The following is a 24280-nucleotide window of genomic DNA, read 5'->3' as shown; positions in this document are numbered from 1 at the left end:
ACCCGGCCTCGGCCGGGTTTTTCGTGTCTGGAGCATGTAGTTTCCAGGCAAGGCATTAAGCCGATGAACACCGCGTCATCCGGCTGCCGCCATCCGCTGATGGACCTCCAGGTTCCCTGCCACCTCGCCAATCACCAGGATTGCCGGGCTGCGCAAGCTGAACGCCCGCGCATCCTCCAGCATCCCCCGCAAGTCGCTGCGGCACTCGCGTTGCCCGGGCAGTGACGCATTCTCGATCATCGCCACCGGCATCCCCGGCGCCATGCCGCCGTCCAGCAAGCCCTGGCGAATCTGCTCCAGCCTCGCTACCCCCATGTACACCACCAGGGTCGTGCCACCCTGTGCCAGCGCCGTCCAGTTCAGCTCGCTGTCATCCTGGGTGTGCGCGGTCACCAGTGTCACGCCACGGCTGATCCCGCGTGAGGTAAGCGAAATGCCACACTGGGTCGCGCCTGCCAGGCCTGCAGTAATACCGTTTACCACCTCCACCTCGATGCCATGCCCTTGCAGCCACAAGGCCTCCTCACCGCCACGGCCAAAAATGCACGGGTCGCCGCCTTTGAGCCGCACAACGCAGCGGCCCTGCCGTGCGTGGCGCAGCATCAGGCGCTGAATGAACGCCTGGGGCGTGGAGCGGCAGCCACCCCGTTTGCCCACGGCGATCACCCGTGCCTGCGGGCAGTGTTCCAGCACGGCCGGGTTGACCAGGTCGTCGATCATCACTACATGGGCCTGTTGCAGCGCACGCACGGCTTTCAGGGTGAGCAGTTCGGGGTCACCAGGGCCGGCACCGACCAGCCAGACTTTCGCATTCATCAGGGTTTCCTCATCGGCAAGGCGTGCTCAGCCCTTGAACAGGCTGAGCAGCAGTATCAGGTTGAGCAGCAGGGACAGCAGGGCCAGGGTGCGCCAGACCTTCAGTGGCTCCCGTTCAAGCAGTGGGCGTGGATGGCTGTTGAGCGCCTGGCGGTCACCCCGTTCGAGCAGCAGCAACCACTGTTCAGCGGTTTCGAAGCGCTGCGCCGGGTCCGTGGCCACGGCTTGCTGCAGGTTGTGCTGCAGCCATTCCGGCAAGTCGGGGCGATAGCGCGCGGCATTGACCGATTGGCCAAAGCGCGGGCGCTGGAAAGCTTCGACCTCGCCATAGGGGTAATGCCCGGTCAACAGGTGGTAGAGCGTCACACCCACTGCGTAGAGGTCTTGGCGCGGGCTCGGCGGCTGGCCGTCGAAGGCTTCCGGGGCGATGTACGAAGGCGTGCCGGGGAGTTCGTGGCGCGGGTCCTCGGACAGCCCTGGGCAGTACGCCAGGCCGAAGTCCAGCAGGCGCAGTTGGCCGTCTTCGCCCAGGTGCAGGTTGTCGGGCTTGATGTCACGGTGCAGCAGGTTGCGTCGGTGCAGCACACCAACGGCCTGCAGTAACTGGCGGGCCACTTCCAGCCACTGTGCCAGTGGCAACGGGCCCTGCTCGGCCAGCTGGGCGGCCAGGGTTCGGCCGCTGTGCTCGCGCATCACGTAATACAGGTGCTGGCGCTGGCTGGCGGCGTGCAGTTCGGGGAAATGGCGGCCGGCTACGCGGCGCAGGAACCATTCCTCAAGCAACAGCGCCTGGGCAGCGCCCGGCTCTTGTTCGCGTTCCGCGGGCAAGGTTTTCAGTAGCCACGGCTGGCCCTGGCTGTCGCGCACGCGGTACAACAGCGATTGGCGGCTTTGTGCCAGGCGCGCCTCGATCTGCCAGCCATCGATTGCCTGGCCTTCGCGCAGTTCGCGGGGTAAGGGCCATTGCTGCAGTTGAACCAGGGTATCGCCAAGGTTGGCCGTGCCCACGCGCTCGACCCGTACCAGCAGGGCGCTGGCATTGTCCTGGCTGCCATTGTGGTGGGCGCTGGCGACCAGTGTATCGGCGGCCAGTTGCAGGTCGGGCTGCTCGCGCAGTACGGCCTGGATGTGCTGGTCACCCAGGCTGGCCCAGACGCCGTCACTGAGCAACAGGTAGCACTCGCCGGGCTGCAGCTCACCGTCCAGGTAGTCCACCAGCAGGTGCTGGTCCAGGCCCAGTGCGCGTTTGAGCACATGCTGCATGCCGGGTTGGTCCCACACATGGTCTTCACTCAGGCACTGCAGGCGGCCGTCGTGCCAGCGATAGGCGCGGCAGTCGCCGACGTGTGCCAGGGTGAAGCGGCGTCCGCGCAGCACCAGCGCGCTGAGCGTGGTCAGGAGCGGCTGGCTGCCCTGAGCGCGCAGCCAGCGGTTCTGTGCCGACAGCAGGCGGTCCAGTGCCTGCGCCACGCCCCAGGTGGCGGGGGTGGCGTAGTAATCCATGGCCAGGGCCTGCAAGCTGGCACGTGCTGCAAGGCCGCCGTCAGCACATTGGCTGACGCCGTCGGCAAGGGCGAACAGGTAACCCTTGCTGGCGGCAAGCTCCGGCGCCGGGGTGACCAGGCGCAAGGCGTCCTGGTTCTCCTCGCGCGGCCCCGTGGCGCTGGCCTGGGCGAAACTCAGTTGCAGGCTCATCGGTTCGCCTCAGACCCGCGCCGCGGTGACCGCTGCAGAACCCCAGGTGGTGCGCCAGCGCTGCTTGACCCCGTGCAGTCCGAACCAGGCCAGCAGGCCCAGGCTGGCAAACAGCCACAGGCCCATCTGGTAGTCACCGGTGTGCTGCTTGATGGTGCCGAGCCCGGCTGCCAGCAGGAAGCCGCCGATGCCGCCGGCCATGCCGATCAGCCCGGTCATCACGCCGATCTCCTGGCGGAAGCGTTGGGGGACCAGCTGGAACACCGCACCGTTGCCCGCGCCCAGGCCGAGCATGGCGCTGACGAACAACGCCAGGGCCGCTGTGGCGCTGGGCAGGTTGAAGCCGACGGCAGCGATGCAGATGGCGGCCACGCTGTACATGCCAAGCAGGGTGCGGATACCGCCGAAACGGTCGGCCAGGGCGCCGCCCAGCGGGCGCATCAGGCTGCCGGCGAACACGCAGGCGGCGGTGTAGTAGCCTGCCGTGATCGGGCTGAGGCCGTACTGGTCGCTGAAATAGCCGGGCAGGGCGCTGGCCAGGCCGATGAAGCCGCCGAAGGTGACGCTGTAGAAGAACATGAACCACCAGCTGTCACGATCACCCAGCGCCTTGAGGTAGTCGGCCATGGCCTTTGGCTTGGGCCGTTGTGGTGCATTGCGCGCGAGCAGGGCGAACACCACGACCGTCACCAGCAGCGGGATCACGGCGAAACCGAACACGTTGTTCCAGCCAAAGCCTGCGGCCAGCACCGGGGCCAGCAACGCGGCGAAGACGGTGCCGGAGTTGCCCGCGCCAGCGATGCCCATCGCCTTGCCCTGGTGTTGCGGCGGATACCATTGCGAGGCCAGCGGCAGCGACACGGCGAACGAGGCGCCGGCAACACCGAGAAACACACCGAGCAGCAGGGCTTGCTCGTAGGTGTGCACGCCCAGGTACCAGGCACAGGCCAGGGCGACAATCACGATGACCTGGCCGATCAGCCCGGCGGTTTTCGGTGAGAGGCGGTCGACCAGCAGGCCCATGACAAAACGCAGCACGGCACCGGCGAGGATGGGTGTTGCGACCATCAGGCCCCGTTGCTGTGCACTCAGTTGCAGGTCGGTGGCGATCTGTACGGCCAGCGGGCCGAGCAGGTACCACACCATGAAGCTCAGGTCGAAATACAGGAACGCAGCGAACAGCGTGGGCACATGCCCGGATTTCCAGAAGCTGGTACTCATCGAACACCTCACTCGGCAATGCAACGGAAACGAAAAGACGCCGCTACCCGGTCCACTGGCATGGAGGGGTGAGCGACGTCTTTGTCGGGGTTTGTGGGCAACCGCCGTTGGCTACCGGTGCGATATCTTCAGCAAGAGCTGGGCCAACATTGTACGGTCGCCTGCTTACCCCAGCATCTCGTGCATGGCGATGATCTGCTCAGCCACCTGGATCAGCTTCTGCTGGCGGCTCATGGCCTGCCGGCGCATCAGGGTGTACGCCTGTTCTTCGTTGCAGTCTTTCATTTTCATCAGCAGGCCTTTGGCCTGCTCGATGCGCTTGCGCTCGGCCAGTTGCTGGTCGCGGGCCTGCAGCTGGGCCTTGAGCGCCTGGTCGCTCTCGAAGCGGGCCATGGCCACGTCCAGGATTGGCTGCAAGCGGGCGGCGTGGATGCCCTCGACGATGTACGCGCTGACCCCGGCCTGGATCGCCTGGCGCATCACCCCGGGGTCATGCTCGTCGGTGAACAGCACGATCGGCCGCGGCTGGTCGCGGCTCACCATCACCACCTGTTCCATCACGTCACGGTCGGGTGAGTCGGTATCGATCAACACCACGTCCGGGTGCACCATCTCGACGCAGGCGGGCAGGTCGATGGTCAGGTCTGGCGCCTCGATCACCTCGAAGCCGGCTTCGCGCAGTGCAGCCTTGAGGCGGCCGAGCTTGTTCTGGGTATCGTCGATCAGCAGGATGCGCAGCATGTTGGTGACCCTCACAGACCGATACGGGCATCGGGCGTATCGCCCAAGGCGTGCAGGCTGAAGCTGCGGGCGTAGCCGTATGGGTCGCTGCCATCCCAGCGGATACCGTCGATCAGCAGGCTGCTGCGCATGGGCGTGCCAGGGCAAGCCACGCCCAGCGCCTCGGCGGCTTCTTGGTAAAGCGCCAGCTGCTGGACCTGGCGCGCCACGCCGAGGTAGTCGGGATCATCGCGCAGCAGCCCCCAGCGACGGAACTGGGTCATGAACCACATGCCGTCGGACAGGTAAGGCACATTGGCCCGCCCCTGATCGAACAGGCGCAGGGCATGATGGTCCTGCCAGTGGTTGCCAAGGCCGTCCTGATACACCCCGAGCAGCCGCGGTTCGATGTTTTCAATGGGCGTATCCAGGTAGGCGCTGCCGCTGAGCAGTTGCGCGGTGCCGTGGCGATTTTCCTGGCTTTGTTCGATGAAGCGGCTGGCGGCGAGGATCGCTTTGACCAGCGCCCGGGCGCTGTTTGGGTACTGCTCGGCAAAGGTGCGGGCGCAGGCCAGGACCTTTTCCGGGTGGTCGGGCCAGATCGACTGGCTGGTAGCCAAGGTAAAGCCCTGGCCCTGCGCTACGGCGGCGCCTGCCCAGGGTTCGCCGACGCAGAAGCCATCGATCCGGCCAGCCTGGATGTGCGCCATCATTTGCGCCGGTGGCACCACCACGCTATTGACGTCGTGCAGGGGGTGAATGCCTTGGCTCGCCAGCCAGTAATACAGCCACATGGCATGGGTGCCAGTGGGGAATGTCTGGGCGAAGGTCAGTTTTGCACCCTGCTGGTGCACGTGACGTGCCAGTGCTTCAGGTGTGGTCACAGCCTTGCGCTGAAGGGCGGGGGAGAGGTTGATGGCCTGGGCATTCTGGTTCAGCCCCATGAGCACCGCCATGTCGCTGGCCGGCACCCCGCCGATGCCCAGGTGCACGGCATAGACCAGGCCATAGAGGCAATGAGCGGCATCCAGTTCACCGCTGGCCAGTTTGTCGCGCAGGCCGGCCCATGAGCCCTGGCGTTTGAGGTTGAGTGTCAGGCCGTGTTGCTGGGCGAAGCCCTGGGTGGCCGCTACCACAACCGAAGCACAATCGGTCAGGGCCATGAAACCGATATCGAGGCTGGGTTTTTCTGGCGCATCGCTGCCGTTGACCCATGCCAGGGGTGATGTATTCACGTAGATCCTCGCCTGTACTGAATAGGCTGTGTGCAGGCGATGTAGCAACGCATGTGCCAAGGCGCTGTCATGCCGGCCGCACGCTGGCTATAATCGCAACCTCACTCACCCCTGAGCCTTGCCCGCCCATGTATACCCTGGCCCGCCAGCTGCTGTTCAAGCTTTCCCCGGAAACCTCCCATGACCTGTCCCTGGACCTGATCGGCGCCGGTGGCCGCCTCGGGCTCAACGGCGCGCTGTGCAAGCAGCCGGCGGCATTGCCGGTGTCGGTGATGGGCTTGAACTTCGCCAATCCGGTCGGCCTGGCGGCAGGCCTGGACAAGAATGGCGCGGCCATCGATGGCTTTGCCCAGCTGGGCTTCGGTTTTGTCGAGATCGGCACCGTGACCCCGCGAGCGCAGCCGGGCAACCCGAAGCCGCGCTTGTTCCGCCTGCCAGAGGCCACGGCAATCATCAACCGCATGGGCTTCAACAACCTGGGCGTCGATCACTTGCTCGAGCGGGTGCGCGCCGCGCGTTATGACGGTGTGCTGGGCATCAACATCGGCAAGAACTTCGACACCCCGGTAGAGCGCGCGGTCGACGATTACCTGATCTGCCTGAACAAGGTCTATGGCCACGCCAGCTACATCACCGTGAACATCAGCTCGCCCAATACCCCAGGCCTTCGCAGCCTGCAGTTCGGCGATTCGCTCAAGCAGCTGCTCGATGCCCTGGCCGAGCGCCGCGAACAACTGGCCGGCGAGCATGGCAAGCGTGTGCCGCTGGCGATCAAGATCGCGCCGGACATGAGTGATGAAGAAACTGCGCTGGTGGCGGCAACGCTGATGGAATCGGGCATGGATGCGGTGATCGCTACCAACACCACCATGGGCCGTGAAGGTGTGGAAAACCTGCCGTATGGCGGGGAGGCGGGCGGCCTTTCCGGTGCACCGGTACTTGCAAAGAGCACCCATATCGTCAAGGTGCTGTCGGCCGAGCTGGGCGGCAAGATGCCGATTATTGCTGCTGGGGGTATCACCGAAGGCCGGCATGCCGCAGAGAAGATTGCCGCTGGCGCGAGCCTGGTGCAGATCTACTCAGGCTTCATCTATAAAGGGCCGGCGCTGATCCGTGAGGCAGTGGATGCGATCGCCGCAATGCCGCGGGCATGATCACGCAGGCATAAAAAAGGGCCCCGTCAAGGGGCCCCTGGGCCTTAGCCCGCCGCCCGGATGGGGCGTGCATGGTGACTCGAATTCAGTGTCCTCGTTCAGCCAACGGCGTGATTTTCGTTGAGTCTATGGATGCCAGCGGTGCCAGTCATTCCGTCCCAGTTATCACCGCGACCTTCACGCCAGCCGTTGATCCAGGCTTGGCGAACAGAAGGAAGATTGAAGGGGCAAAGTTCGCGGGATTTGCCGGTGACCCCATATTGGTAGCCACGTGAATATGCTCTTTCCAACGGATCACGCTTAAGTCTTCTCATAGGGTGTTGCCCTCACTTGTTGACTGTAATGTCCCGTCGGCCTCTCCGAGGCCGGGCAGAGTCTTTCTGCCGGTTTGCGCCCGCTGCCGGCGTGGCGGGCTGAAAGTGCCACTTCGTTGCGAAGCGGCCTGAGACCAGTTCTAACGAATGCGAGTCACCGAGGGAATGATCGATTTGTCATAAGCACGTAACGTTTCCAAGGGTGAAGGGATAAGTAAATAAATGCGACTCAACCTTGTTTGGCGTTGAGCCCGCTATGGCCGGGGTTTGCTGAACCTTGACGTCATTTCGCCAGCGTTGCGCTGCGATGAAAGAAATATTTGGTAATGCGACGAAGGGTCACATCGACCCTGAAGTCGACAGAAATTTTTTGTACTGCCTGATGATCTAAGCTGTCTCTGCCACTGGCGAGAGCAGATCGATCAGGCGGCCCGGCCCTTCAGCTGCTGCATACTGCGCAGATCAAGGCCACTCGGACGCTTGCTGGAAGGGCGTTCGGGCAAACATCGGCGGGGCGATGCGTCGCTTCGTCACTCAAATAGCCCAAGGCTCTGGAATACACATGTCGGACCGTTTCGAACTTTATCTCACCTGCCCCAAAGGCCTGGAAGGCCTGCTTGCCGAAGAGGCCAAGGGCCTGGGCCTTGACGATGTGCGCGAGCACACCTCGGCCATCCGCGGCGCGGCCGACATGGAAACCGCCTACCGCCTGTGCCTCTGGTCGCGTCTGGCCAACCGCGTGCTGCTGGTGCTCAAGCGCTTCAACATGAAAAATGCCGACGACCTTTACGATGGCGTGAACGCTGTCGACTGGGCCGATCACCTGGCGGCCGACGGTACCCTGGCGGTCGAGTTCAGCGGCCATGGCTCGGGCATCGACAACACCCACTTTGGCGCGCTGAAGGTCAAGGATGCCATCGTCGACAAACTGCGCAATCGTGAAGGTCTGCGCCCATCGGTAGAAAAAGTCGACCCGGACGTGCGTGTTCACCTGCGTCTGGACCGGGGCGAGGCGATTCTTTCGCTCGACCTCTCCGGCCACAGCCTGCACCAGCGCGGCTATCGCCTGCAGCAAGGTGCTGCGCCGCTCAAGGAAAACCTGGCCGCGGCGGTGCTGATCCGTGCCGGCTGGCCACGCATCGCCGCCGAGGGTGGCGCCCTGGCCGACCCGATGTGCGGTGTAGGCACCTTCCTGGTCGAAGCGGCGATGATCGCCGCCGATATGGCACCTAACCTCAAGCGCGAGCGCTGGGGCTTCAGCGCCTGGCTTGGCCATGTGCCGGCCACCTGGCGCAAGGTTCACGAAGAGGCTCAGGCCCGTGCACAGGCCGGCCTGGCCAAACCGCCGCTGTGGATTCGCGGCTACGAGGCAGACCCGCGGCTGATCCAGCCGGGGCGCAACAACGTCGAACGCGCAGGCCTGAGTGAGTGGGTCAAGATCTATCAGGGAGAAGTCGCCAGCTTCGAGCCGCGCCCGGATCAGAACCAGAAGGGCCTGGTCATCAGCAACCCGCCCTACGGCGAACGCCTGGGTGACGAAGCCAGCTTGCTGTACCTCTACCAGAACCTCGGCGAGCGCCTGCGCCAGGCGTGCATGGGCTGGGAAGCTGCAGTGTTCACCGGTGCGCCGGAGCTGGGCAAGCGCATGGGCATCCGTAGCCACAAGCAATATGCGTTCTGGAACGGCGCGCTGCCGTGCAAGCTGCTGCTGTTCAAGGTGCAGCCTGACCAGTTCGTTACCGGTGAACGTCGCGAGGCCCAGGCCGATAGCGGTGATACCCGCCGACCGCTGCCGGTAGCCAGTGAGCCTGCACGCCTGTCCGAAGGCGCTCAGATGTTCGCCAACCGCCTGCACAAGAACCTCAAGCAACTGGGCAAGTGGGCCCGCAAGGAACAGATCGGCTGCTACCGCGTATACGATGCCGATATGCCTGAATATGCCTTGGCGGTCGACCTCTATCAGGATTGGGTACACGTACAGGAGTACGCTGCGCCGCGCTCGATCGACCCGGAAAAGGCCCAGGCGCGCCTGCTCGATGCCTTGTCGGCGATCCCCCAGGCGCTGGGCGTCGACCCGCAGCGCGTGGTGCTCAAGCGCCGTGAGCGGCAGAGCGGCACCCGCCAGTATGAGCGCCAGGCCACCGAAGGGCGCTTCCATGAGGTCAGTGAAGGCGGCGTCAAGCTGCTGGTCAACCTCACCGACTACCTCGACACTGGCCTGTTCCTCGACCACCGCCCAATGCGCATGCGCATTCAGCGCGAGGCCGCCGACAAGCGCTTCCTCAACCTGTTCTGTTACACCGCTACGGCCAGCGTGCATGCCGCCAAGGGCGGTGCGCGCAGTACCACCAGCGTCGACCTGTCCAAGACCTACCTGGACTGGGCGCGGCGTAACCTGTCGCTGAACGGCTTCTCCGAGCGCAACCGCCTGGAGCAGGGTGATGTCATGGCCTGGCTGGAAGCCAATCGCGACACTTACGACCTGATCTTCATCGACCCGCCGACCTTCTCCAACTCCAAACGTATGGAAGGCGTGTTCGACGTGCAGCGTGACCACGTGCAACTGCTCGACCTGGCCATGGCGCGCCTGGCGCCCGGTGGTGTGTTGTACTTCTCCAACAACTTCCGCAAGTTCCAGCTCGACGAGCATCTGGCTGCGCGCTACGTGGTAGAGGAAATCACTGCGCAGACACTGGACCCGGACTTCGCCCGCAACAACCGTATCCACCGCGCCTGGCGCCTGCAATTGCGCTAAAGCGACAGGCAACATTGCGTCGCTAATGGCCAATAGCTATAACTCAGCACAGGGCCATGATTTTCGCAGGACGCTGACGTGACGAGATCGATCTATGTCGAAGTATGGCGTGCGTGCGAAGGTGCTGGGCCTGTGCAGCGAGGCGATGGCTGCCTGGGCAGTGGCATTGGTGGCGTTGGTGGCCGGCAGCTTGCTGTCGATTGCCCTGGCGCTGGCCACGCATGCGTTTTACAAGCAGCAGCTGCGCCAGCGCTTCGAGCTGCTGGCCAGCGAGCGCTATAGCCGTATCGCCGAGCGCTTCGACGACCAGGAACAGCGCCTGGACAGCTTGCGGCGCTTTTTCAGCTTCTCCAACGACATCACTCCACGTGAATTCGACGGCTTCGCCCGCCCCCTGCTGCGGCGCACCCAGGCTTACTCCTGGGCGCCGCGGGTCGAGGGCGCGCAGCGGCGCGACTTCGAGCGCAAGGCCAGTGCCGCCTTGGGGCAGGCCTACCTAATCCGTGACCTGGACGAGCGCGGTAATTGGCACCCGGCGCCGCCGCGCGATCACTACTTCCCGGTGCTTTACACCCAGGCAACCCAGATGCAGGGGCAACCCTACGGGCTGGACCTGCGCGGCCAGGCGGTACGTGACCAGGCCCTGATGCGTGCCTTGGAACCCGGCAGCATGGCAGTGTCCGCGCCGCTGGACATGATAAGTGTGGCACCGGGCTACGCCCGCGGGCTGTTGATGGTGGCGCCGGTATTCTACAGCGCGCAGGCCGGCAACCCCGCAGGGTATGTCATGGCGCTGCTGAACGTGCGGCAACTGATCACGGACGGCTTGCCGGCCATTGCCCAGGACAATCTGGTGGTGCGGATCGTCGATCCAAGTGGGCGCAATGGCCATGAGCTGTTGTTCGACTCGCAGAACCCGGCCGCGCCGTTGGCGTTGGTCAGCACGCAGCTGTTGCACCTGGCCGACCATCATTTCCAGCTTGATATCCGCCCAAGCCAGGTGTTCATGCAGGCCAACCGCTCCTCTGCGGCGCTGGCGGTGGGCTTGCTCGGTGGCCTGCTAAGCCTGTTGCTCAGTGCCTTGCTGTACAACCTGTTCAGCCAGCGGCAACGTGCGCTCAAGCTGGTGGAGCAGCGCACCGCTGAGTTGCGCGTCAGTGAGCAGTCGTTGCGCGAGACGCATAATCAGCTGCGCAGTGTGCTCGATGCCGCTACCCAGGTCGCTATCATCGCGACCAGCCTGAAGGGTGTGGTCAGTACTTTCAATGCCGGTGCCGAGCGCATGCTTGGCTACGCGGCCAGCGAAGCGGTCGGGAAACTGCAACTGGAAGACTTGCTTCTGCCAGAGGAGCTCAGCCTTCGCGCCCATGCCTTGGGCCTGCGCTACGGGCGCCACATCGATGGTGGCCAGGCGATGTTCGCCGAGACCATACAAGAGGGTGGCGCGCAGCCAGGCGAGTGGACTTTGGTGCGCAAGGATGGCAGCCAGTTGTTGGCCAACATGCTGGTGACCGCGGTGCTTGACGAGCAGGGGCTATGGGTAGGTTACCTGGCGATTTGCATCGATGTCACCGAGCGCCGTCGAGTGCACGAGGCGTTGGCAATGCGTGATCGGCTGCTGGAGAAGCTCAGTGCCGAGGTGCCGGGCGGCATTTATCAGTATCGCCTCGACGCTAATGGCAATTCGTGTTTCCCCTATGCCAGTCAGGGCCTGTTCGATATCTACGAGGTCGACCTGCAGTTGCTGCGCGAGGACGCCACAGTGGTGTTCGAGCGCATCCATGCCGATGACCTGGAGCGCGTTCAGCGCTCCGTGCGCTACTCGGCCGAACACCTGTCCCCTTGGCGTGAAGAGTACCGTGTGTGCCTGCCCAGGGCCGGGTTGCGCTGGGTGCGCGGGGAGGCGACGCCGGAAGTCGGTGAAGACGGTTGCACGCTTTGGCATGGCTACCTGACCGATATTTCCGACCTCAAGGGCGTGGAGGAGGACTTGCGGACCTTATCGGTGACCGATGCCCTGACCGGTATCCACAACCGCCGCTACTTCCAGGAGCGGCTGAAGGCCGAACTGGACCGCGCCCAGCGTGATGATCAGGAACTGGCAGTGATCATGCTCGACATCGACCATTTCAAGAGGATCAACGACCAGTACGGTCATGCCGTGGGGGATCATGTATTGCGCAGCCTCTGCCAGCGTATCGGCCAGCGTCTGCGGCGTACGGACGTATTCTGCCGGCTTGGCGGTGAAGAGTTCATGGTGCTTTGCCCTGGTAGCAATGCTGAGCAGGCGCGGCTCCTGGCGATGGAACTGTGGCAAGGGGTGCGCAATGTGCCTGTCGACGGGGTTGGCAAAGTGACTGCAAGTTTTGGCGTGGCCGGATGGCGCCCGGGGGAGGGGGCCGATGCCTTGTTACTGCGGGCTGATGCCGGCGTCTATGCGGCCAAGCAGGCAGGCAGGGACCGTGTCGAGGCAGAGTTGAGCTGAGCGGGCAGTGCGGGCCTCATCGCCGGCTTGCCGGCGATGAAGTTGGTATTTGCCCAAGTCAGATCATGGGTTGACGCCTACCGTCCGGTTAGCGGCTTTGGGCTGGCGATACAGGTCCAGCAGTACCTGGTCGAGTACCTGCGATGCCCCCCAGGGTTTCGGGTCGTTGAGAATCGCCGCCACTGCCCAGGTATTGCCGTTGCTGTCACGGCTGAAGCCGGCAATGGCGCGCACGGTATTCAGGGTGCCGGTCTTGATGTGGCCTTCACCGGCCAAGGCGGTACGCTTGAGGCGCTTGCGCATGGTGCCGTCCATGCCCACCAACGGCATTGAACTGATGAATTCGGCGGAGTAGGGGCTATTCCACGCCGCCTGCAGCAGTGCGGCCATTTCGCGCGTGCTTACCCGTTCAGCGCGCGACAGGCCAGAGCCGTTTTCCATCACCAGGTGGGGCGCGGTGATACCTTTCTTGGCCATCCACTGGCGAACCACGCGCTGGGCTGCGCGGGCATCGTCGCCATCGGCATCGGTACGGAACTGTGCGCCGAGGCTCAGGAACAGCTGCTGGGCCATCGTGTTGTTGCTGTATTTGTTGATGTCACGGATCACCTCCACCAGGTCGGGCGAGAAGGCCCGTGCCAGCAGGCGAGCGCCCTTGGGTACGTTTTCGATGCGGTCACGGCCCTGAATGCTGCCCCCCAGTTCGTTCCAGATCGCGCGCACGGCACCGGCGGCGTAGGTGGGGTGATCGAGCAGCGCGAGGTACGTCTGCGAGTTGCAGCCATCGCCCAGCTGGCCGCTGACCACGACATTCATGCCATCGGCTTGAGGCACCGGGTTGTAGCGTACATCGCCAGTGCATTTTCTGGAGGCAACTGCCTTGACCTGATTGTCGATGCGAATGCTCGCAATGGGTGGCTCGACGGCGACGGTCACCTTGCCGCCATCGTTGCGGGCGACGAAGCGCAGGGCCTTGAGGTTGACCAGCAAGGAGTCGGGCTTGACCAGGAAGGGCTTGTTCACGTCACCGCCGTCATCATTGAAGTGCGGCAGGTTGGGCTGTACGAAGTGGCTGCGGTCCAGCACCAGGTCACCGGTAATGGTGCGAACGCCGTTGGCGCGCAGGTCACGCATCAGCAGCCATAGCTTCTCCATGTTCAGCTTCGGGTCACCGCCGCCCTTGAGGTACAGGTTGCCGTTGAGCACGCCGTTGCTCAGGGTGCCATCGGTGTAGAACTCGGTCTTCCACTGGAAAGTCGGGCCGAGCAGTTCGAGGGCTGCATAGGTGGTGACCAGCTTCATGGTCGAGGCCGGGTTGACCGAGACATCAGCGTTGAACACGGTCGGCGTGCCGGGGCCATTGAGCGGCAGCATCACCAGCGACAGCGCTGTGTCCTGCAGTTTGCTGGCTTTGAGCGCCTGCTGAACCTTGGGGGGCAGCGTGGTGTTGACGGCTGCGGCCTGGATGGGCAGGGCGAACGGCAGGAGCATGCCGGCGAGAACGAGGGGGCGGAGCGATTTGATCATATGAGATTCATACCCTGCGGACGAGGGAAAAAGACATAGGGGCTGTATGAGATGATCGCCCCTCTACGAAATATAGTGCGCATTATGCCCCAAGCGCCGCGCTCATGCGCCACGTTCGACGGAAAAGCGCCGTTGTACTGCGGAAACTGTTAAAGTGCCGCGCGTTATTACTCAAGAGGATTGTTTCATGGCTACCAACCGTTCCCGTCGTCTGCGCAAGAAGCTGTGCGTTGATGAATTCCAGGAGCTGGGTTTTGAATTGAACCTGGGTTTCAAGGAAGACCTGTCCGACGAAGCCATCGATGCCTTCCTCGACGCCTTCCTGGCTGAAGCCATGGACGCCAACGGCCTGGACTACGTCGGTGGTGATGATTTCGGCCTGGTCTGCCTGGCAGAGCGTGGCTCGGTCAGCGAAGAGCAACGCGCCACTGTCGAAGCCTGGCTCAAAGGCCGTAGCGAACTGACCTCCATCGAAGTCAGCCCGCTCTTGGACGCCTGGTATCCGGAAAAGCCGATCAACCCGGCTTCCTGATGCATGGCTGAAGCGGCGCCCGCTCGGGCGGCCGCTTCATCAAGGCTTGGTCAGTTCTCTGGCCAAGGCTTTCTCTACGCGGCGCATGTGCCGTGCCAAAGCCTGTCGCCGCAGTTTCAGCTGTGATGCGGGCAACCCGCTTTGTTCAAGGGCCTCACAGGCCGCCATCAAGTGCTGCGCTTCCAGCATCCGCGCCGCGCTGAGGATCTTGTGTGCCTGCTCGCCGACGGCCTCAGCCTCGAGGTCAGGGTCCAGGGCCATGAGTTTTGTCAGGTCCTGCTGCAGGCTCATCAGCAAGGCCTTGAGAAACAGTTCACGGTCGTTGGGGTTGTCGCCAACGATACTGTTCAGACCTTTGATATTGAATGGTACCTTCGTTGCGGCCTGCTCCCGTTTGGGAGCGATATTCGCCAGGCGTTGGCTGAGTGTGCGCAGGCTGATGGGTTTGAGCAGGCAGTCGTCCATGCCGACACTGAGGCATTTTTGCCTGACTTCGGGCTGGGCGTTGGCGGTATAGCCCAGGATCACGCAGTGAGGGCGCCCGTTTTGGCGTTCTTCGGCGCGCACGGCGGCCGCGAGCTGATAGCCGTTCATGTGCGGCATGTTGCAATCGAGGACGATCACGTCGAATTGCCCTTCACGCCATTTTTCCAGGCCTTCGCGGCCATCGCTGGCAGTGGCCTGGCTCAGGCCCAGGTACCCCAGCTGTTGCGCCATCAGCATCAGGTTGGCCGGGTGGTCGTCGATCACCAGCACCTTCAACCGGGCATCGGGTACATCCATGTCATCGGCTTCCAGCACCTGCGGCGGCAGTGCGTCGACACGTTGCAGCGGTACGCTGAAGCGAACCTGCGTGCCGAAATCCGGCACGCTCTTGATACTCAGGCTTGCGCCCATCATTTCGCACAGGCTACGGCAGATGGCCAAGCCCAGGCCCGTGCCTGCGCGAGCCCCCTGGCTATGCGGGTTGGCCTGAACGAAGGGGTTGAACAGGCGTTGCAGGTCATCGTCGTGAATGCCAATGCCGGTGTCACGCACTTCCAGGTCAAGGCTTGGGGGCGCTGACGGGGCTTCTTCGCGCAGGCTGAGGCTGATGCGCACCTGGCCCTGCCCGGTGAACTTGATGGCATTGCTGATCAGGTTGGACAGGATCTGCTTGAAACGCAGTGGGTCGAGCAGGACGTGGCAGCGTGCGCTGGAGTCGATGACGACGTCGAAGGCCAGGCCTTTTTGCCGTGCCTGGCCATCGAACACGCGGCTCACCGATTCGACCAGCGCCGCAAGGTCGACAGGCTCGGGCGCAAGGGACAGGTGGCCGGACTCGATACGCACGATATCCAGGATGTCACCGATCAGGCCCAGCAGGTCCTTTGCCGAATGGTGGGCGACTTCCAGCGAGGTGCGATCGATCTGCCCTTGATGGGCACGCTTGACCGCCAGTTCGAGCATGCCGATGACCGCGTTCATCGGGGTGCGAATCTCATGGCTGATGGTCGCCAGGAAGGTACTCTTGGCGCGGTTGGCATCATCAGCCAGTTGCTTGGCCTCGCGCAGCTCCTGCACCAGCTTGCGCCGCTCGCTGATGTCGATCCAGCCACCGATGATGCCCTGGACTTCACCGAGTGAATCACGGTACGGCAGTATCCAGTGGTAGATCGTGATTTCGCGATCCTTGAGCCGCAAGGGGCGGTCGATGATCAGCGGAACCCCGGCCGCCATCACCTGCAGATAATCGGCATGGATCTGCCGGGTACTTTCCGAACCCGCGAACAGACTGTCTTCCAGGCGCCTGCCTATGACCTCGTCGTGGGTCGCCTGCACCGCTTCCAGATAACTGGCATTGCAGCTTTGCAGGCAGCCCGCCCTGTCCCGCACGTACATGGGGTGCGGCGTGCCATTGAGCAGTGCGCCCATGAACTCCAGCTGATCGTTCAGGGCGCGCTCGGCGTGCTGGCGCTGTTTGATCTGGCGGCGCAACCGGGCGTTCCACAGCAGCGCCGCCAGCAGGAGCAAAGCGGTCCCCAGCAACACTTTCAAGGCAAGGCGCCTGAAGCCTAGCCAATTGCTGTCATCATGCTGGCTGTAACCACTCCAGCGGTTGTTGATCACCCCCAGTTCTTCCGGCGAAATGCTCAGCAGGGCCTTGTCCAGAATCGATGCCAACTCTGTTGCCTGTGCCGAGGTGGCCATGGCGAAGCTCGCAGGATCGGTACCTACCGTGCTGCGGATGACCAGTTTGGCGTTACCTGCTATGGCGTGGTTGGCATCGATCAAGGTCGTGATGACGGCATCGACTGCGCCACTGCTCAACAGTGCCATGGAATAGTAGGGGCTTTCGGTCTCGATCCAGCCGGTTTGCGGATACCGGGTCGCCAGCAGTTCGGACATCTCGCTGTAGCGGGTAATGGCGATGCGGCGGCCCTGCAGTTGTTCCAGTGAAGTGTACTGGGGCGTTTCGGTGCGCGTGACCAGCACATAGGTGCTTTCCAGGTAAGGTCGGCTGAGTTGCAAGTGCTCCTCGCTCATGTCATCCACGGCAAGCGCTGCGATCATGTTCACGCGCCCGTCCTCAAGCCGGGCGATCATCTCGGCAATGCCGTTGGCACGCTGAACGTCGAAGCGCAGCCCTGTGCGCAGGCGGATCAGATCCAGCAGGTCGGCGGTAATCCCGCGAAAATGGCCATTGCCGTCGAAATAGGACAGCGGTGCGGCCGTCTCGTCGATAGCCACCTGCATCACAGGATGGCGGCGCAACCACTGCTCCTCTTCGGTCGTGAGCTGCAGCTTCCGGTCGCTCAACAGTAGGTCGCTGCCGGCGCTCCAGCGTTTGAAGATGCTGGCGCGCACGGCGGCTGGCTGGCGCTCCAGGGCCAGGTTCACCAGGTCCTTGAGATGGGTATCCTGGGCGCGCATTGCAAAACTGAAACCGACGCTCTCATGTTTGCCGAAGCTTGCCATGCGCAGGCGCGGCAGGTGACCGCGGTTGAGCTGATAGTGAGTGGATATGGTATCGCCGATGAATACGTCAGCCTGCCCGAACGCGACGGCATTGAGGGCTTGGGAAGACGAGCCGAAGGCCAGCAGTTCGGCTTGGGGATATAAAGTGCTGACTTCTTCTCGGGGCAGGTAGTGATACAACATGCCCAGACGCATGCCGTCCATGCCGCGATTGAGCGTGCGGCGTTCGTCTTCGCGGGTCACCAGCACCGGCTGGTCGACGGCATAAGGGTGCGAAAGCGCCAGGCCTTCGCTCGCTGCTTCATAGCCATTGGCGCTGCCGAGCAAGTCGATATCCCCCTTCTTGAGCGCCTCTACTGCGGCTTGCCGATTGGGATAGCGCAACACTCGAATCGGCACTTGCAGTACCTTGCCGATCAGGCTGGCATATTCGGCGGTGAGTCCTTGATAGTCGCGCCCGCCACTGGTTATGTCGAAGGGCGGGTAATCCGGTGCTGACGTGCCCAGCTTCAGGTATTGCCGGCCCATCAGCCATTCCCTCTGTGGCGCGGTCAGTGGCGGCGTTACCGGTGAGGCAGAAGAGCGGGCAAGAAGGGAATACGGTACCGCCTCAAGCTGAGAAGCCTGCGCTGCGCAGCAGGCCAATGACAGTGCAAGGGCCAGCCAGGCAAGGAGTTGCGCCATTTGACACCTCAGACCAGCGCGTTGCGTTTGGCCATCTCGATAAGGTCGACCAAGGTGTCGACCTGGAGTTTCTGCATCAGGCGCTTCTTGTAAGTGCTGACGGTTTTGTTGCTGAGAAACATGCCTTTGGCAATTTCCTTGTTGCTGCGCCCTTGGGCGAAAAGTTGCAGCACCATGAGTTCGCGATCGTTGACCTGCCGGAAAAGCCTGAGATCGGTGTCTGCTGTTTCGTGGCCCGTGTGGATGGCCTGGCTGGGAAAGTAGTTGTATCCGGCCAGTACCGCCTTGATAGCGCTGAGCAGTTCGCTCAGGTCTTCCTGTTTGCATACATAGCCTGCCGCACCTGAGTGCATGCAGCGCACGGCGAACAGCGCAGGCGATTGCGCGGTCAGGATCAGTACCTTCAGCGGCAAGGCCATGGTCTGAAAGCGCGAGAGGACCTCGAGGCCATCAAGCTTGGGGATGCTGATATCCAGAATCACGAGGTCGGGCATTGTTTCGCGGATCATCTGCATGGCGTCCACGCCATTGTCCGATTCGCCTACGACTTTGTAGTTCTGGTTTTCAAGCAGCATACGGACAGCCAGGCGGATGACCGGGTGGTCATCGACAATAAATACGGAGTGCATGTTCAACTTCCCTGCGGCGGATGACGAGGCAGGGGGCACATTAACCCAGTTGCATCTGACATGGGGTGTGAAGTGTGGCGATTAAACGTATATGGGAAATGGCTTACAGCAGAAAGCAATTAGAGCTACGAAGTGTAATGATCTGAATCAGTGTCAAAGGACTCTTGGTAACTTTTTGTTTTGTAAATATTCGTTCTGTTTAACAAGTGGCGGCAGTTGTAGGAAATATCCCTCAATATAATGGGCCGCATGCGCAAAGGCATGCGGCAGTACCCAGGTTCAGGTCGGGCTGGATCGCCCGGTCATCTCGCGGGCCATTTCGCTGGCATAGCTGTCGGTCATGCCGGCGATGAAATCGATCATGCGCAGGTAGGCTTTGTGCAAAGAATCATGCGGGTGTGGGGCGTTGTTACCAATCAGATCGAGTACGCGGCGGCTCTTGAAGGAGGGGGTGCGCCCGCCATGCTGCTCAAGGGCCGCAGCACAGAACGTGTTGAGGAGGATTTCCAGGGTGGTGTAGGCACCGATTTCGTGCAGCGTCTTGCGCTTGTCCTGGAATATCTTGTTGCGTGCCATGTCCTTGGCCTGAAGCACGCAGCGCTTGGCCGGGCCGTGCATGTGCTCGACCAGGTCGCCACTCAACTGCCCGGCAAGCAATGCCTGCTGTTGCTCGACGAAGGCGCTCGCGGCGGCGTTGGTCAGGTGCTCGATGGCTTTGCCACGCAAGATGGCCAGCTTGCGTCGCCGCGAATCTGCAGGGCCAAGCTGGCGATACGTTTCTGGCAAGTCATCGCCCACCAGGTCGAGCAGCAGCGCCTCCACTTCGGCGTACTGCAGCAACTCCATCTCCAGGCCGTCTTCCAGGTCGATCAGGCCGTAGCAGATGTCATCGGCTGCCTCCATCAGGTAGACCAGTGGATGGCGCGCCCAGCGCTGCTCCTCAAGTAACGGCAGGCCGAGCTTGTGCGCGATCTGTTCGAGCAGCGGCAACTCGCTCTGGTAGCAGCCGAACTTATGCTTCTTGTACCCCAGGGCATCAGCGTGCCGGGCGGTCCAAGGGTATTTGAGATAAGTACCGAGGGTCGCGTAGGTCAGCCGGGTACCGCCGTCGAACTGGTGATACTCAAGCTGGGTGAGCACGCGAAACCCTTGGGCGTTGCCTTCGAAGTTGAGGAAGTCGCCGCGCTCGTCATCCGTCATGTCATCCAGCCAGCCGCGCCCTGCAGCCTGCTGGAACCAGTGGCGGATGGCATCTTCGCCTGAGTGGCCGAACGGCGGGTTGCCGATGTCGTGGGCCAGGCAGGCGGACTGCACGATCATGCCCAGATCACTGGGTTCACACCAGTCTGGCAGGCTGTCGCGCAGCGTTTCGCCGACGCGCATGCCCAATGAGCGCCCTACGCAACTTACCTCGAGGGAATGGGTCAGGCGCGTGTGAATATGATCGTTGCTGGAGACGGGGTGGACCTGGGTCTTGCGCCCCAGGCGGCGGAACGCGCCTGAGAAGATGATCCGGTCGTGGTCTTTGTGGAAGGGGCTGCGCCCCAGTTCATCGGGGCTGTACAGGGCTTTGCCCAGGCGCTCGCGGGTGAGCAGGGTGTGCCAGTCCAAGGCTCGCTCTCCTGTAGGTCGAATGGCGTAGCTTCCGGTGTCGCGCAGGGCTATGCAAGCGGAAAATCGATACCGGCCTGATCGTCGGCAAGCCGTCTCTCACAGGTGCTTGCCACGCTTGAAACGCGTGGGTCACCTGCGAGTGAAGACTCTGGAGGTGGCTCAGGAGCGCCGCGAGCCTTGCAGATACACCTTCAACAGCGGCAGCAGCGTAGTGCCCAGGCGCACCAGGCGTGACAGGTTGCCGCTGCGCACCCCCTTGCCGGTCAGAAAGCCCAGCGCAACCACCGCACCAATGCCCCATAGGGGAGCGTGTTTGATGCCCAGGCCATCTTGCAATGAGCCGCCCATGCCACGCAGGCGGTGCAGTGGCTGCAGCATTTGCCCGGACTCCTGGCGGATCTGCTGGCGATGCATTTCCATGCGCAGGCGCAGCAGGGCTTTGCGCAGCTCCCGAGGGTTACGCGTATTGGGTAGTTCAGGCAGGCTCATGGCAGCAGGCGCTCCCGGTCCTTGGCAAGTTCTTCGAGGGTGGCGCCAAACGGCGAGGACTCGTCGAATACCGCCGCCCTCAGCCGTAGGCCGCAATACAGCGCAGCCACACCATAAAACACACACAGGCCGATGATCCCTGCCAGGCGGTAGCTGTCCCACAGCAACACCAGCAGCAGGCCCGACAAGGCTGTCAGCAGCAGCAGTGCGAACACCAGCGCCAGGCCAGCGAACAGCAAAAGGCTCAGGGTGCGTCCTTTCTGCTCCTGCAGTTCGATACCGAACAGTTCGATATGGCTGTGCAGCAGCCCCAGTATCGCGGCGCCCAGGCGCCTGCCCGAGGCACCGGTGCCAATGGCGTCATTCTCCATGGAGGCTCCTTAGCGCCGATTGGCCAACAGGCCGATCAGCAGGCCGACACCTGCGGCTATGCCGATGGCCTGCCAAGGGTTTTCCTGAACGTAGTGCTCGGCACTACCCAAGGCCGCCTGGCCACGCTCACGCACCGATTCCTGAGTCAGTTGCAAGGTTTCGCGGGCCTGCGTGAGGCGCTCGTGGATCTGCTCACGCAGCTCATCGGCCTGGTCGCCCGCCAGATTGGCGGTGTCGGCCAGAAGCTTCTCGGTGTCACGGACCAAAGCCTGGAAGTCCGCCATCAATATCTCTTGTGCAGTCTTTGCCGATTTGCTGGCCATGGTGCTCTCCCTGTGTAGGTGTGTAGGTAATTCGAGTTTCGCTGTGCGCTGAAGGTTCACTTCGTCGCTGGTATGGGCCTTGCTAATGAAGATTGCCACAACGCGGGGCGTAGACCGGAGCGATGCGCCGATACAGGGCGTCGACCCCGGCAGATACCGATAAACCTTAACCCAATCCACGACAAACCCAAGAAAAAACCACGCAGGCTTCGCTCGGTCCACCGTACCCGGGCAATGGGCTGGCACCGATCCGGTGCATGGATGCAGGTTCTTGAACTGTCCTGGTGCCTTTTTTCAGTAGGTCTGCCTTTTCATGGACAACATGCACAGCGCCATGGACTCCCTGGTCCACGGTTCCAACACGCTCTTCATCCTCATGGGCGCCATTCTGGTGCTTGCCATGCACGCGGGCTTCGCGTTTCTCGAAGTGGGCACCGTGCGCCACAAGAACCAGGTCAATGCCTTGTCGAAGATACTCAGCGATTTCGCCATCTCGGCGCTGGTGTACTTCTTCATCGGTTACTGGGTTGCCTATGGTGTGAGTTTTCTGCACCCGGCATCCCAGCTGGCCGCCGACCACGGCTATGCCCTGGTCAAATGCTTTTTCCTGTTGACGTTCGCGGCAGCGATACCGGCAATCATCTCCGGGGGTATCGCCGAGCGTGCGCGGTTCGTGCCTCAGCTGTGCGCCACAGCGTTGATCGTAGCCTTCATTTATCCGTTCTTCGAGGGCGTCGTATGGAATGGCAACTTCGGCGCACAGGCATGGCTGCAGGCGCGTTTTGGTGCGCCTTTCCATGACTTTGCAGGGTCTGTGGTGGTGCATGCGATGGGCGGCTGGCTGGCACTGGTGGCAGTGCTGCTGCTGGGTGCACGGCGTGGGCGGTACCGTGATGGTCGGCTGGTGGCCTTCGCTCCGTCGAGCATTCCGTTCCTGGCACTGGGCTCGTGGATCCTGATCATCGGCTGGTTCGGCTTCAATGTCATGAGCGCGCAGACCTTGCAAGGCGTCAGTGGCCTGGTGGCGATCAATTCGCTGCTGGCCATGGTAGGCGGCACCCTGGCAGCGTTGTTGGCCGGGCGTAACGACCCTGGATTTTTGCACAACGGGCCGCTGGCGGGCCTGGTGGCGATCTGTGCAGGTTCGGACCTGATGCATCCGATCGGTGCACTGGCTACTGGCCTGGTGGCCGGTGTTCTGTTCGTGTGGAGCTTCACCGCCGCGCAAAACCGCTGGAAGATCGACGATGTGCTGGGCGTGTGGCCATTGCATGGGCTATGCGGCGTATGGGGCGGGATAGCCTGTGGCATCTTCGGCCAGGCAAGCCTTGGCGGTATGGGGGGCGTCAGCCTGACCAGCCAGTTGATCGGGAGCCTGGCAGGGGTGCTGATCGCGCTGCTTGGGGGCTTTGTCGTGTACGGGCTGATCCGCGCGGTACTCGGCCTGCGCCTGAGCCATGAACAGGAGTTTCAGGGCGCCGACTTGTCGCTGCACCGCATCGGTGCCACCAGCCAGGATTGAACCAGGTCAGGTGCACATGGGGCGGTAGCGACCTAGAATAGGCTTCTCATCCATGCCAAACCGGGTCCCGCCCCATGCTGCCTGAATGCCAACTCTTCGGCACCGTCGGGTGCCACTTGTGTGAAGTGGCCGAAGCCGTTCTCATGCCTTTCGTCGATCATGGCCTGCTGGTAGAACTGGTCGATATCGCCGAGAGCGAGGCGCTGTTCGAGCGTTACGGGCTTATCATTCCCGTGCTGCGTCGTTGCGATACCTCGGCCGAACTGCACTGGCCGTTCGATCCTGAACAGGTTGTAGCCTTTCTCGCGCAATGACAGCGGCAGGGGAAGCATCGCCTGCCTGCATGAGCTGAACTGTTACCCGAAGATGCCGTGCCGGCGACACACGCCGGAACCTCATCATCGTCGAGAATGCAGTCATGTTCATCACACCAAATTTTACCCTGGAAGAGATGATTGTCTCGCAGGTCGCCGCTCGGGAAGGGCTGGATAATACGCCCTCGCAGCAAGTCATCAGCAACCTGCACCTGCTGTGTGAAGCCCTTGAGCGGGTGCGGGCCCTGTTTGGCCTGCCGGTAATCATCAGCAGTGGCTACCGGTCCCCCGCGTTGAACAAGCGTATAGGCGGCTCCCCGCGCAGCCAGCACCTGCACGGCTTGGCCGCGGACTTCGAGATATTCGGCATCAGTAACCGGGAAGTGGTCCGCCGGGTGAGCGCAAGCGCAGTGAATTTCGACCAGATGATTCTGGAGTTCGACAGTTGGGTCCACCTGTCGGTAACGCCGAGCGTCCCGCGCCGTCAAGTGCTGACCATCCGCAGGGGTACAGGCTACCTGCCAGGTTTGCAGTGAGCAGGGGGTGAATTGACGGCGGGGTATGCAAGTTCGTATGCTGTATATAAATACAGTATCGAGGTAAGCCCATGCTCAATGTCGAGCAACTCAAGTACAGCGTCAACCGCATGCCGGTGGAGCGGGTATGTGACGCCGTGCTGGAACTGCGCCTCGAAGGCTTGGTCACCGATGACCGTACGCCGTTCGGCAAGGTTCATTTCAATACCTGCTTCGCCGAGATCGAGGCGCTGTTCCAGCGGGCCGGCTACCATCGAGGGTTGGATGTGGTGGGTTACCAGGGCTTGCTGTATGCGCTCTATGATCCCGGCCGCTGGGAGCCCGTGCAGGTTCTGCGCTGGCTGAAGGCGCGCAGCGAGGCCATGGTCCAGGCTGGTTGAGCTGG

General features: G+C 62.6%; 21 protein-coding genes. 8 read left to right on the top strand and 13 right to left on the bottom strand.

The window, feature by feature from the left end; genetic code table 11:
- Positions 1-75 precede the first annotated feature (75 nt).
- From cobA to ACMGGN_RS13970, 5 genes are all read right to left on the bottom strand, one after another.
- Positions 76-816, bottom strand: a complete 741-nt coding sequence (cobA, locus tag ACMGGN_RS13990) for a uroporphyrinogen-III C-methyltransferase (RefSeq protein ID WP_174141795.1) — start codon at positions 814-816, stop codon at positions 76-78.
- Between the two features lie 27 nt (positions 817-843).
- Positions 844-2511: a bifunctional protein-serine/threonine kinase/phosphatase gene (locus tag ACMGGN_RS13985; protein WP_237859568.1), complete on the bottom strand. Its 1668-nt coding sequence runs from the start codon at positions 2509-2511 to the stop codon at positions 844-846.
- A 9-nt stretch (positions 2512-2520) separates the two neighbouring features.
- Positions 2521-3732, bottom strand: a complete 1212-nt coding sequence (locus ACMGGN_RS13980) for a nitrate/nitrite transporter (protein ID WP_046786493.1) — start codon at positions 3730-3732, stop codon at positions 2521-2523.
- A gap of 165 nt (positions 3733-3897) precedes the next feature.
- Positions 3898-4473: an ANTAR domain-containing response regulator gene (locus tag ACMGGN_RS13975; protein WP_039602393.1), complete on the bottom strand. Its 576-nt coding sequence runs from the start codon at positions 4471-4473 to the stop codon at positions 3898-3900.
- An 11-nt stretch (positions 4474-4484) separates the two neighbouring features.
- Entirely contained in the window at positions 4485-5687 is a 1203-nt protein-coding gene (locus ACMGGN_RS13970; protein WP_115275427.1) for a CmpA/NrtA family ABC transporter substrate-binding protein, read from the bottom strand.
- Between the two features lie 128 nt (positions 5688-5815).
- Between ACMGGN_RS13970 and ACMGGN_RS13965 the strand changes: the two genes are divergently transcribed.
- Entirely contained in the window at positions 5816-6841 is a 1026-nt protein-coding gene (locus ACMGGN_RS13965) for a quinone-dependent dihydroorotate dehydrogenase (RefSeq protein WP_115275426.1), read from the top strand.
- A 98-nt stretch (positions 6842-6939) separates the two neighbouring features.
- Here the strand turns inward: ACMGGN_RS13965 and rmf are convergent, their stop codons facing one another.
- Positions 6940-7155, bottom strand: coding sequence for a ribosome modulation factor (rmf, locus tag ACMGGN_RS13960; protein ID WP_003248687.1), 216 nt, complete (start codon positions 7153-7155; stop codon positions 6940-6942).
- A gap of 562 nt (positions 7156-7717) precedes the next feature.
- Here rmf and rlmKL point away from each other — a divergent pair.
- Entirely contained in the window at positions 7718-9910 is a 2193-nt protein-coding gene (gene rlmKL / locus ACMGGN_RS13955) for a bifunctional 23S rRNA (guanine(2069)-N(7))-methyltransferase RlmK/23S rRNA (guanine(2445)-N(2))-methyltransferase RlmL (protein ID WP_046786490.1), read from the top strand.
- Between the two features lie 94 nt (positions 9911-10004).
- Positions 10005-12395, top strand: a complete 2391-nt coding sequence (locus ACMGGN_RS13950; protein WP_046786489.1) for a diguanylate cyclase — start codon at positions 10005-10007, stop codon at positions 12393-12395.
- A 63-nt stretch (positions 12396-12458) separates the two neighbouring features.
- Here ACMGGN_RS13950 and dacB read toward each other — a convergent pair whose 3' ends face one another.
- On the bottom strand, positions 12459-13922 hold the full coding sequence (gene dacB, locus ACMGGN_RS13945) for a D-alanyl-D-alanine carboxypeptidase/D-alanyl-D-alanine-endopeptidase (protein WP_414156045.1): 1464 nt from the start codon (positions 13920-13922) through the stop codon (positions 12459-12461).
- Between the two features lie 187 nt (positions 13923-14109).
- Between dacB and ACMGGN_RS13940 the strand changes: the two genes are divergently transcribed.
- Positions 14110-14454 carry a YggL family protein gene (locus tag ACMGGN_RS13940; protein ID WP_012313525.1) on the top strand — a complete coding sequence of 115 codons (345 nt, stop codon included), beginning with the start codon at positions 14110-14112 and terminating at the stop codon, positions 14452-14454.
- A 39-nt stretch (positions 14455-14493) separates the two neighbouring features.
- Here ACMGGN_RS13940 and ACMGGN_RS13935 read toward each other — a convergent pair whose 3' ends face one another.
- From ACMGGN_RS13935 to ACMGGN_RS13910, 6 genes are all read right to left on the bottom strand, one after another.
- Positions 14494-18096, bottom strand: coding sequence for a transporter substrate-binding domain-containing protein (locus ACMGGN_RS13935; RefSeq protein WP_414156044.1), 3603 nt, complete (start codon positions 18094-18096; stop codon positions 14494-14496).
- Between the two features lie 8 nt (positions 18097-18104).
- A complete protein-coding gene (locus tag ACMGGN_RS13930) occupies positions 18105-18725 on the bottom strand; it encodes a response regulator transcription factor (protein WP_046786486.1) in 621 nt (206 codons plus the stop codon).
- Between the two features lie 279 nt (positions 18726-19004).
- Complete coding sequence (locus ACMGGN_RS13925; protein ID WP_046786485.1) at positions 19005-20336, bottom strand: deoxyguanosinetriphosphate triphosphohydrolase; 1332 nt, start codon at positions 20334-20336, stop codon at positions 19005-19007.
- A 162-nt stretch (positions 20337-20498) separates the two neighbouring features.
- Positions 20499-20828 carry a hypothetical protein gene (locus ACMGGN_RS13920; RefSeq protein ID WP_046786484.1) on the bottom strand — a complete coding sequence of 110 codons (330 nt, stop codon included), beginning with the start codon at positions 20826-20828 and terminating at the stop codon, positions 20499-20501.
- Positions 20825-21199, bottom strand: coding sequence for a phage holin family protein (locus ACMGGN_RS13915; RefSeq protein ID WP_115275423.1), 375 nt, complete (start codon positions 21197-21199; stop codon positions 20825-20827). The genes ACMGGN_RS13920 and ACMGGN_RS13915 overlap by 4 nt, the downstream gene beginning before the upstream one ends.
- A 9-nt stretch (positions 21200-21208) precedes the next feature.
- Positions 21209-21523 (bottom strand): DUF883 family protein, encoded by a 315-nt coding sequence (locus ACMGGN_RS13910; RefSeq protein WP_012313531.1) that lies wholly within the window; start codon positions 21521-21523, stop codon positions 21209-21211.
- Positions 21524-21836: 313 nt separating this feature from the next.
- On the opposite strand from ACMGGN_RS13910, the gene ACMGGN_RS13905 reads away from it, so the two are divergent.
- The 4 genes from ACMGGN_RS13905 to ACMGGN_RS13890 all read left to right on the top strand — a co-directional run bounded on the left by ACMGGN_RS13905 (position 21837) and on the right by ACMGGN_RS13890 (position 24275).
- Positions 21837-23045 carry an ammonium transporter gene (locus tag ACMGGN_RS13905; RefSeq protein WP_174141792.1) on the top strand — a complete coding sequence of 403 codons (1209 nt, stop codon included), beginning with the start codon at positions 21837-21839 and terminating at the stop codon, positions 23043-23045.
- A gap of 74 nt (positions 23046-23119) precedes the next feature.
- Positions 23120-23359 (top strand): glutaredoxin family protein, encoded by a 240-nt coding sequence (locus ACMGGN_RS13900; protein WP_039603811.1) that lies wholly within the window; start codon positions 23120-23122, stop codon positions 23357-23359.
- A 104-nt stretch (positions 23360-23463) separates the two neighbouring features.
- On the top strand, positions 23464-23895 hold the full coding sequence (locus ACMGGN_RS13895; RefSeq protein ID WP_115275421.1) for a D-Ala-D-Ala carboxypeptidase family metallohydrolase: 432 nt from the start codon (positions 23464-23466) through the stop codon (positions 23893-23895).
- Positions 23896-23966: 71 nt separating this feature from the next.
- The gene (locus tag ACMGGN_RS13890) at positions 23967-24275 is read left to right on the top strand and encodes a hypothetical protein (protein ID WP_039603809.1); all 309 of its coding nucleotides are present in this window, start codon (positions 23967-23969) and stop codon (positions 24273-24275) included.
- Positions 24276-24280 lie beyond the last annotated feature (5 nt).

Origin of the sequence: Pseudomonas sp. BNK-30, assembly GCF_047456185.1 — a bacterium.
GTDB classification, from domain to species: Bacteria; Pseudomonadota; Gammaproteobacteria; order Pseudomonadales; family Pseudomonadaceae; genus Aquipseudomonas; species Aquipseudomonas putida_E.
This window is presented reverse-complemented; position numbering and strand designations above follow the sequence as displayed.

Coding starts and splice junctions, on each gene's coding strand:
- ACMGGN_RS13985 (WP_237859568.1), bottom strand. CDS start 2,511: ATGAGCCTGCAACTGAGTTTCGCCCAGGCCAGCGCCACGGGGCCGCGC.
- rlmKL (WP_046786490.1), top strand. CDS start 7,718: ATGTCGGACCGTTTCGAACTTTATCTCACCTGCCCCAAAGGCCTGGAA.
- ACMGGN_RS13975 (WP_039602393.1), bottom strand. CDS start 4,473: ATGCTGCGCATCCTGCTGATCGACGATACCCAGAACAAGCTCGGCCGC.
- ACMGGN_RS13950 (WP_046786489.1), top strand. CDS start 10,005: ATGTCGAAGTATGGCGTGCGTGCGAAGGTGCTGGGCCTGTGCAGCGAG.
- ACMGGN_RS13900 (WP_039603811.1), top strand. CDS start 23,120: ATGCTGCCTGAATGCCAACTCTTCGGCACCGTCGGGTGCCACTTGTGT.
- rmf (WP_003248687.1), bottom strand. CDS start 7,155: ATGAGAAGACTTAAGCGTGATCCGTTGGAAAGAGCATATTCACGTGGC.
- cobA (WP_174141795.1), bottom strand. CDS start 816: ATGAATGCGAAAGTCTGGCTGGTCGGTGCCGGCCCTGGTGACCCCGAA.
- ACMGGN_RS13910 (WP_012313531.1), bottom strand. CDS start 21,523: ATGGCCAGCAAATCGGCAAAGACTGCACAAGAGATATTGATGGCGGAC.
- dacB (WP_414156045.1), bottom strand. CDS start 13,922: ATGATCAAATCGCTCCGCCCCCTCGTTCTCGCCGGCATGCTCCTGCCG.
- ACMGGN_RS13935 (WP_414156044.1), bottom strand. CDS start 18,096: ATGGCGCAACTCCTTGCCTGGCTGGCCCTTGCACTGTCATTGGCCTGC.
- ACMGGN_RS13980 (WP_046786493.1), bottom strand. CDS start 3,732: ATGAGTACCAGCTTCTGGAAATCCGGGCATGTGCCCACGCTGTTCGCT.
- ACMGGN_RS13930 (WP_046786486.1), bottom strand. CDS start 18,725: ATGCACTCCGTATTTATTGTCGATGACCACCCGGTCATCCGCCTGGCT.
- ACMGGN_RS13895 (WP_115275421.1), top strand. CDS start 23,464: ATGTTCATCACACCAAATTTTACCCTGGAAGAGATGATTGTCTCGCAG.
- ACMGGN_RS13915 (WP_115275423.1), bottom strand. CDS start 21,199: ATGGAGAATGACGCCATTGGCACCGGTGCCTCGGGCAGGCGCCTGGGC.
- ACMGGN_RS13940 (WP_012313525.1), top strand. CDS start 14,110: ATGGCTACCAACCGTTCCCGTCGTCTGCGCAAGAAGCTGTGCGTTGAT.
- ACMGGN_RS13920 (WP_046786484.1), bottom strand. CDS start 20,828: ATGAGCCTGCCTGAACTACCCAATACGCGTAACCCTCGGGAGCTGCGC.
- ACMGGN_RS13965 (WP_115275426.1), top strand. CDS start 5,816: ATGTATACCCTGGCCCGCCAGCTGCTGTTCAAGCTTTCCCCGGAAACC.
- ACMGGN_RS13905 (WP_174141792.1), top strand. CDS start 21,837: ATGGACAACATGCACAGCGCCATGGACTCCCTGGTCCACGGTTCCAAC.
- ACMGGN_RS13890 (WP_039603809.1), top strand. CDS start 23,967: ATGCTCAATGTCGAGCAACTCAAGTACAGCGTCAACCGCATGCCGGTG.